A 7,426-nucleotide genomic window follows, 5' to 3' on the forward strand; every position below is an offset into this window, starting at 1 on the left:
GAGCGGTCACCAATGCGCACATCACCCTCAGTCGCCTCGGCGAGACCGGCGATGATGTTGAGCAAGGTCGACTTGCCGCAGCCAGACGAGCCGAGCAGCACCAGGAACTCGCCGCTTGCCAGCGACAGATCGATACCTTTCAGCGTTTCGACGTTGCCATAGCGTTTGCGGATATTGACAAGCTCAAGGGCGCTCATGGAGCTTCCTCCGATGGGGATTGCAAATGGCCGTCATAGCGGCGCGGAACGGTTGATATAGCCATTGAAGCAACGCGGACACCGGCCTTCAGGCTTGGTTCGAGAGTCTGGCCGCTTGCGAGCGCTGCAAGAAAAGCGGCATTGAACACATCTCCGGCGCCGATCGTATCGGCAACCGAAACAAGGGGAGCGGGGACCGAGACCAGTTCACCCTCCGGGCCCATCGCCAAAGCGCCGTCAGGGCCACGCTTGACCACAACGATTGCATTCTTTGGCATCAGTGCCTTGAGCTTACGCGCGGCTTCGGCGGGTTCGACACTGTTGGCAAGGCGCGTCGTCTCGACCTCGTTGAACAGGGCCAGGTGACAGCGCGATAGCCAGTCACGGGTTTTCTCGCGATTGGCATCTGTCCAGCCGTCAATAGGCCAGCCGGTATCGAGGGCAATCTGGATATTATTCGCATCGGCCCAGTCGAACAATTCGTCATACTGCGCAACCAGCGCATCGGTCAGGAAGGATCCGCACAGGATCGCTATGCCGCCTTTCAGGTGCTTCGTATCAAGCATGGCGATGACCTCGGGCCAGGACAGCGCTCCAATATGACCTCGGGTGGTAAAGAATGTACGCTCACCATTCGGGTGTGTAATGCCGACGGAAAGGGTGGTGCCTACAGGTTCGACCGGCCAGCGTGATGCGCGCGCGCCGAAACCTTCCCGCAGCCATTCACCGAACTGGTCATTGCCGACATTGGCGGCGATCTGGAAATCAAGGCCAAGCCCTTCCCAGGTCAATGCAGCATTGCCCGCCGAACCACCCACGCGCAATTCGTCATAGTCGACCATGATCTCGGTACCAGGTGTGGGCCAGGGATCGGCCGGGCCAAGGATGAGATCGACATTGACATTTCCGATGACGGCAAGGGGACGCATGATCTCACTCGCTCCGCGTGATCTTGGTGGAACGTACGGGCGTTCCGACATCGTCAACGCGCGCACCGGCAAAGCCAAGCATGAAGTGCTGCGCCGCCGGGAGGAGAGCAAAGACTGCGGCAATGTTGCTTGCCACACCGGCATCGATCGTTGCTGTGCCTTCAATAGGTTCCTCACCCGATGCATCGAAGACCACGACCGGCGAACCGGCCTCCAGCGCCGAGATCGCCATGCGATCGACAAGCTCGGAAGTAGGATCTTTGGCGCGGAATAATACGACGCCGACCTTTGGTCCAAGCATCTCCATCGGACCGTGGCGAAGTTGACCGCCCTCCAGGGAGAAGCAGGGTATGCGGGAGAGTTCGCTCAGGCCGAGCGCTATTGCTTCGGCGACACCCTGCATGCGGCGCCCGGAGGTGACGGCCGCCGATACACCTGAAAGCGCTGCGACGGCAGCATCGACATTCGGTTTGTGTCTTAAGTTCAATATGGCGAGCGCCGCGGATGGATCTTCGCCAAGAGCGTTGAGTATAGCAAGGTGCAGGGCAAAGCTCACGGTCAGGCTGCGCGTCGCGGCGAAGGCGTTCTCGGTTCCCCCGGCGCCAATCAGCGACGGCACGGTGCGGGCGAGGTTGGAGCCGCCCTCGAGCGTCAGACCGAATGTATGGGCAGGCACATCAGCCTCGGCGAACCAGCGCAGCACTTCGGCGCTTTCGCCCGACTGCGAGGTAACGAGAACGGTTTTGCCGATCAAATTGAGTGGTTGGCCGAGCTGCTCGGACAGCGGCAGGGCAACAGCGTCGATGCCGAGGCTGCGATAGAGAGGCTCGACGGCGCGGCCAACCGCATGCGAACCACCCATGCCAAGCAAGAGGAGACAACCGTTTCTGCGCAGGGATTGCGCGATGGTTGCGGCGAGCGGTGCAGCTGCTTCGAAGGAGGCAATGGCATCAGCATTCTGACGCTCCATTTCCTTTTCGATCGCGACAAGACCAGCGGATTTGATTTGGGTAGTCATGCTCATCCCTTGACGCCGCCACTGGTCAGGCCCGAGATCAGGGCACGCTGCATAAACAGGCCAATAAACAGCGGGGGCAGGGCGGCCAGCACACCCGCTGTGGCAATCAGTCCGTAGTCCGAAACACGTCCGCCGGCGAGATCGGCGATCGCCACGGTCAGGGTTTTCGCCCGCTGGTCCGAGGTGAAAAGCAGGGCATAGAAGAATTCGTCCCAGGCGAGCAGGAAGGCAAACAGAGCAGCCGTCGCCATGACCGGGGCGGAGAGCGGTAGAGTGATCAACCGCAGGATCTGGTCGAGCCGTGCGCCATCCATTGTAGCGGCGCTCTCGATTTCGCGCGGGATCGAGTCGAAGCCAGATTTCAGCAGCCAGGTGGTGAACGGGGCGAGGATGGTAAGGTACACCAACGCCAGGCCGAAGACATTGTTGAGAAGCCCTATCCAGGAAAGCGCCATATAGAGCGGCACGGCCAGTGCAACCGGCGGCAGCATATAGGTGGCGATGACTGCATAAAGCGACCAGCCAACCGAGGGCGTACGCGAAACGGCCCAGGCGGAAGGGATGGCAACGATCAAGGCGGCGATCGTTGCCATCCCGGCGACCTTTAGGCTGTTGAACAGCGAGGCGACGAAAGCCTGTCCGGCGCTGTTGACCGCTGATGACAGCAGGATGCCGTAGCGCGACAAATCGATTGTATCCGGCCACCAGTGCAGAGGCTTTGCGATAAGATCCGGTGTGGAGGAAATGCTCATGACGAACAGCCACACCACCGGCGCGAGGATGACCACCAAAAGTAGCAGTGCGGCAACATGGACGAGTATCGATGCGGTGAGACTGCGCCGTTCCATTATGAGGCTCCTGCGCTTTTGCGAATCAGAGCGGCGTAGGCGACCGCGAGCACCGTCACCAGCAGCGTGACGACGAGCGCCAGTGACGCGCCGGAGCCCGCTCGCTGAAAGGAAAAGGCCTCCTGATAGACGAGGATCGACAATGTCCGCGTGCTGTTGGCCGGGCCGCCCCGGGTCATCACCCAGATGATGTCGAATACTTTAAATGCTTCGATCGTGCGCAAGACAAGCGCCACCATCAATGGCCCGGCAAGATAGGGCATGATGACAAAGCGGAAGCGCGACCAGGCGCCGGCGCCATCCACCATCGAAGCGGCGGTGATATCGCGCGGGACTGCCTGCAGAGCGGCCAATGCTATGAGCGCGACGAGCGGGAAATTCTTCCAGCAGTCGGCAATAATCAGCGAAGCGAGCGCTGTTCCGGGTTCACCCAGCCAGGAGCGGTAGGCATCGATAAGGCCCACCCGCATCAAAGCTGCATTGAGCGCGCCATATTCGGGATTGTAGATCAGCCGCCACAGTGTGGCATTGACCACCGTTGGCAGCGCCCACGGCAGGATCATTAGCGCGCGCAAAACCGAGCGGCCATAGAATTGCTGATTGAGCAGCAGCGCCGCAAGGACCCCGATCACCATCTCCAAAGCAACTGACAGGACCGCAAACCAGAATGTGGTGACGAGGGTTCGCTGGAAGTTGGAGCCGGAAAGGATTTTTACATAATTGTCGAAACCGACGAAACTGCCCTCAGTTCCGACGAGTTTGGCGTCAGTAAAGGAAAGGCGCACTGTATCGACCAGTGGCCATCCGATGATCGCAACCATAACGATCAGGAGTGGTAGCATCAAAAACCATGCGCGGGTGGTGATCCAGGTGCTCGTCATGAAAAGGTGCCTGTCACAAATATCGGTCCTGTAATATCAATCATTGAGAAAGATGCAGGCGGCAGGATTGACGCCAACCGCCCGCACATTGATGTCAAAGACCGCTGTTCTCAGCCGCTGTCTTCAAGGCCTCTTCGGGCTTGACCTGGCCAAGCAGCGATTCCTGTACTGCCTGCTGCAGCGCTGTCGACAGTTCCTGATATTTGGGTGTCGTTGGACGCGGATACATGGCGGCAAGGCCAACCTTGGCAGCTGCGATTAGCTCCTCCTGCCCCTTGGATACGGCTGGATCATCATAGGACGTGGCCCAGATCGGCAGGCTGAGCTTCGCGTACTGGTTCTGCGTCGCCTGCGAGGTCATGAAGGTGATGTATTTCCACGCCTCATCCGGATGCTTGCTGGTCGAGGTGATGCCGAGACCCATCGATCCGTTGACGGCCGAGACGGTACTCTTGCCTTCGACACCTGGAGCCGGGACAACGCCGACTTTACCGGCGACCTTGCTGTCCTTCGGATCATTGGCCATGTTGTACATGTAGGTCCAGTTGAGGGCGAATGCAGCTTCACCATTCTGGAAGACGCGGCGGACATCCTCTTCCAGGAATTCCTTGGAATTCGGGTTGGTGAGACCGGACTTGTAGCTGTCGACCATATAATTGAGCGCATCGAGACCGCCACCGGTCTGAAAAGCCGGCTTGCCGTCCTTTATGAAGCTGCCACCATAGGCGCTTACGAGTGTCGTGTAATCGCAGATCGCAGCTTCCGCCTGCGACCAGCTCCAGGCGATCGGCGTTGCCAGCAGGCCCTTGTCCTTGATCGTCTTGGCCTGTTCGGAAAGTTCGGCCCAGGTCTTTGGCGGGGTCTTGATACCGGCCTTTTCCAGAATTTCCTTGTTGTAGAACAGATACTTGGTGTCGAGGATCCACGGCATGCCATAGCGCTTGCCATCATATTCGACCGTGGTCCAGGCGCCCGGAAGTACACCGGACTTCATCTCGGGAGTAACCTTGTCGGTTACGTCTACAAGGACCTTGTTGGTTGCGTATTCGGCCGGCCAGATCACATCGAAGAGGACGACGTCATAGCCGCCGCCTGAACCCTGGGCGAGCACCGTCTTGTCGTGCAGACCTTCGTAAGGAACGAACTCCAGATTGACGGTCACGTCGGGATTGGCCTTGGTGAAGGCGTCTGTCATCGCACGCACATCCGCCTCGCTATAGGCGGCCTGGGCCATGAACAGCGCATTGATCTTGGTTTCAGCATGGGCTGGCGATGACAGTGCCGCTCCCAGAAGGGTCGCGCCAAGTAGTGTCATCTGCAAGGTTTTCAACATTATTACCTCCTATTTGGGCGGCTCTGACCGTTGTGGGCAGAGCCGGGTTCATTGTCTCAATCCGAGCTTCTATCAGGACCGACCCGGGGCATTTTTTGGTGCCCAGCCTGTGCTCGTGTTCCCCAAAGACTCTTGTGGTCTTTTATTAAATCAATTCTCTTGACTTATTTGTCGATGAATATTCTTCTGGAGTCAAGAGGGGTCGTGGATGGACAGAAAAAGATCGATACGGGCCAAGAGCGGAACCAATCTGGGAGGTGCGAGCGCCCACAACCGCCGCATCATGATTGACGCCTTACGGGTCAATGGCGCGCTGTCGCGAGCCGATCTTGCGCGCGCTACTGGCCTCACGCCGCAGGCCGTTTCCAACATCATCGAAGAGCTGGCCCTGGACGGACTGGTGCGCTCGCAGGCGAGCGTGCGCAAAGGCCGCGGGCAACCGGCGACACCCTATCAGCTGGTGCCGGAAGGTGCCTTTGCCATTGGCCTGCAGATCGACCGCCATGTGACGCGTACGGTTATCGTCAATCTTGTCGGTGATGTGCTTGTTCAGTTGGAGGCGAAACTACCGCCCGGGGGACCAGCGGAAGGCGTGCTGGTCATTCTGGACCTGGTCAGGAAGGCCCGCGAAGCACTGATGGCACAGGCACCGGACGCAGAAAACCGACTTGTCGGCCTTGGGGTGGCGATGCCCGGGCCTTTCGGCATCAACACCCTCTACGATGATCCCTGGATGATGACGGCGTGGCAGAATTTCCCGCTTATCGACAGGATTGCCGAGGGGACCGGTCTCGAAGTTGCCCTGCAGAACGACGCAGCAGCGGCAGCCACTGCCGAGCGCCTGCTTGGCGCTGCGCATGGGCTCGATCACGCGATCTGTATCTATTTCGGCTACGGTCTCGGTACCGGATTGATCCTCAATGGCGAACTCTATGGCGGGGCCCATTCCAATGCCGGCGAAATCGGCATGATCCACGCGCTAGTGCCGGGTGATGATCCTGATGTTGAACCGCTTGAGCACTACGCCTCGATGGCGGCGCTTTGCAAGCTGCTTGAACTCGATCCCTCGGAACCTGAGCTTTTCGCCATAATTACAGATGCCGTGGTGCGCGGCTCTCCCAAGATCGAGCAGTGGATCAGCACTGTCGCCCAGCGGCTACGCCGGACAGTGCAGGCTTTGGAATCGATCTTCGATCCGCAAACAATTATTTTGTGTGGGGGCGCACCCCGGGCATTGATCGACCGCCTCGTTGCGGAGATTCAGCCGCTGCTCCCATCAATCGCCGACCGCGCGAGCCGCTATCCCGAAGCACGGCTTCAGGCGGGGCTCGCTGATCCCTGGTCAGTTGCGCTGGGGGCGGCGGCCGAGCCGATCGCGCGGACTTTCGATCCGCGCTTTTCGGCCATTCTCAAGACGTCCTAGACAGCGCGCTTAATCGCGTCGCCCAGCATCGATACCATGGTGTCGATCTGTTCCTTTTCCACGATCAAGGGCGGGGAGAGGGCGATAGTGTCGCCGGTGACGCGAACGAGAAGACCCTTCTTGAAGCAATCCACGAAGATATCGTAACCACGTGTGCCAACTGCATTGGCGCGGGAAGACAGTTCGATACCGGCGACCAGACCGATCGTGCGGATATCGACAATGTTGGGAAGACCCTTCAGGCTGTGCATTGCATCCTGCCAATGGTTCGCTAGCTCCGCCGCACGGGTCAGCAGGCCTTCTTCCTCGTAAATCTCCAAGGTTGCCAGACCTGCGGCACAGGCGGCCGGATGCCCTGAGTAGGTATATCCGTGGAAGAGCTCAATCTGGCTTTCCGGACCATTCATCAGCGCATCATAGATGGACTCGCTGGCGAAAACTGCACCCATTGGCAACGCGCCATTTGTCAGACCCTTGGCCGTGGTGACCAGATCGGGCACGACGCCAAAATAATCTACCGCAAACGGCGTGCCGAGACGGCCGAAACCGGTGATGACCTCATCAAAAATCAACAAGATGCCGTGCTTCTTGCTGATAGCGCGCAATCGCTCAAGATAGCCTTTCGGCGGCAGAAGCACGCCAGTTGAACCGGCAACCGGCTCGACAATCACTGCAGCGATTGTCTCTGCGCCATGCAGGGCAACGAGGCGTTCGAGATCGTCAGCCAGATCGGCGCCATGTTCCGGCAGTCCCTTGACGAAGGAATTGCGTACCGGATCATGGGTATGGCGCAAATG

General features: G+C 59.1%; 8 protein-coding genes. 1 reads left to right on the forward strand and 7 read right to left on the reverse strand.

The window, feature by feature from the left end:
* From AAAC48_RS28700 to AAAC48_RS28725, 6 genes are all read right to left on the reverse strand, one after another.
* On the reverse strand, positions 1–197 hold a 197-nt coding region (locus tag AAAC48_RS28700), incomplete at its 3' end, for an ATP-binding cassette domain-containing protein (protein WP_340657444.1).
* Entirely contained in the window at positions 194–1,126 is a 933-nt protein-coding gene (locus AAAC48_RS28705; protein ID WP_340657445.1) for a carbohydrate kinase family protein, read from the reverse strand. The genes AAAC48_RS28700 and AAAC48_RS28705, both read right to left, overlap by 4 nt.
* Positions 1,127–1,130: 4 nt before the next feature.
* Positions 1,131–2,150 carry an aminotransferase gene (locus AAAC48_RS28710; protein ID WP_340657446.1) on the reverse strand — a complete coding sequence of 340 codons (1,020 nt, stop codon included), beginning with the start codon at positions 2,148–2,150 and terminating at the stop codon, positions 1,131–1,133.
* Complete coding sequence (locus AAAC48_RS28715; protein WP_340657447.1) at positions 2,147–2,992, reverse strand: carbohydrate ABC transporter permease; 846 nt, start codon at positions 2,990–2,992, stop codon at positions 2,147–2,149. Before AAAC48_RS28715 ends, AAAC48_RS28710 begins: the two co-directional genes overlap by 4 nt.
* Positions 2,992–3,873: a sugar ABC transporter permease gene (locus AAAC48_RS28720; protein WP_340657448.1), complete on the reverse strand. Its 882-nt coding sequence runs from the start codon at positions 3,871–3,873 to the stop codon at positions 2,992–2,994. The genes AAAC48_RS28715 and AAAC48_RS28720 overlap by 1 nt, the downstream gene beginning before the upstream one ends.
* Positions 3,874–3,967: 94 nt before the next feature.
* Complete coding sequence (locus AAAC48_RS28725) at positions 3,968–5,206, reverse strand: extracellular solute-binding protein (RefSeq protein WP_340657449.1); 1,239 nt, start codon at positions 5,204–5,206, stop codon at positions 3,968–3,970.
* 208 nt (positions 5,207–5,414) lie between these two features.
* Here AAAC48_RS28725 and AAAC48_RS28730 point away from each other — a divergent pair, with 208 nt between their 5' ends.
* The gene (locus AAAC48_RS28730) at positions 5,415–6,629 is read left to right on the forward strand and encodes an ROK family transcriptional regulator (protein ID WP_340657450.1); all 1,215 of its coding nucleotides are present in this window, start codon (positions 5,415–5,417) and stop codon (positions 6,627–6,629) included.
* On the opposite strand, the gene AAAC48_RS28735 is transcribed toward AAAC48_RS28730, so the two are convergent.
* Positions 6,626–7,426, reverse strand: an 801-nt coding sequence (locus AAAC48_RS28735) for an aminotransferase class III-fold pyridoxal phosphate-dependent enzyme (protein ID WP_340657451.1), incomplete at its 5' end; no start/stop codon positions are given. The two genes, AAAC48_RS28730 and AAAC48_RS28735, sit on opposite strands and share 4 nt — an antisense overlap.

It is taken from the genome of Phyllobacterium sp., assembly GCF_037994405.1.
Taxonomy (GTDB): Bacteria; Pseudomonadota; Alphaproteobacteria; order Rhizobiales; family Rhizobiaceae; genus Phyllobacterium.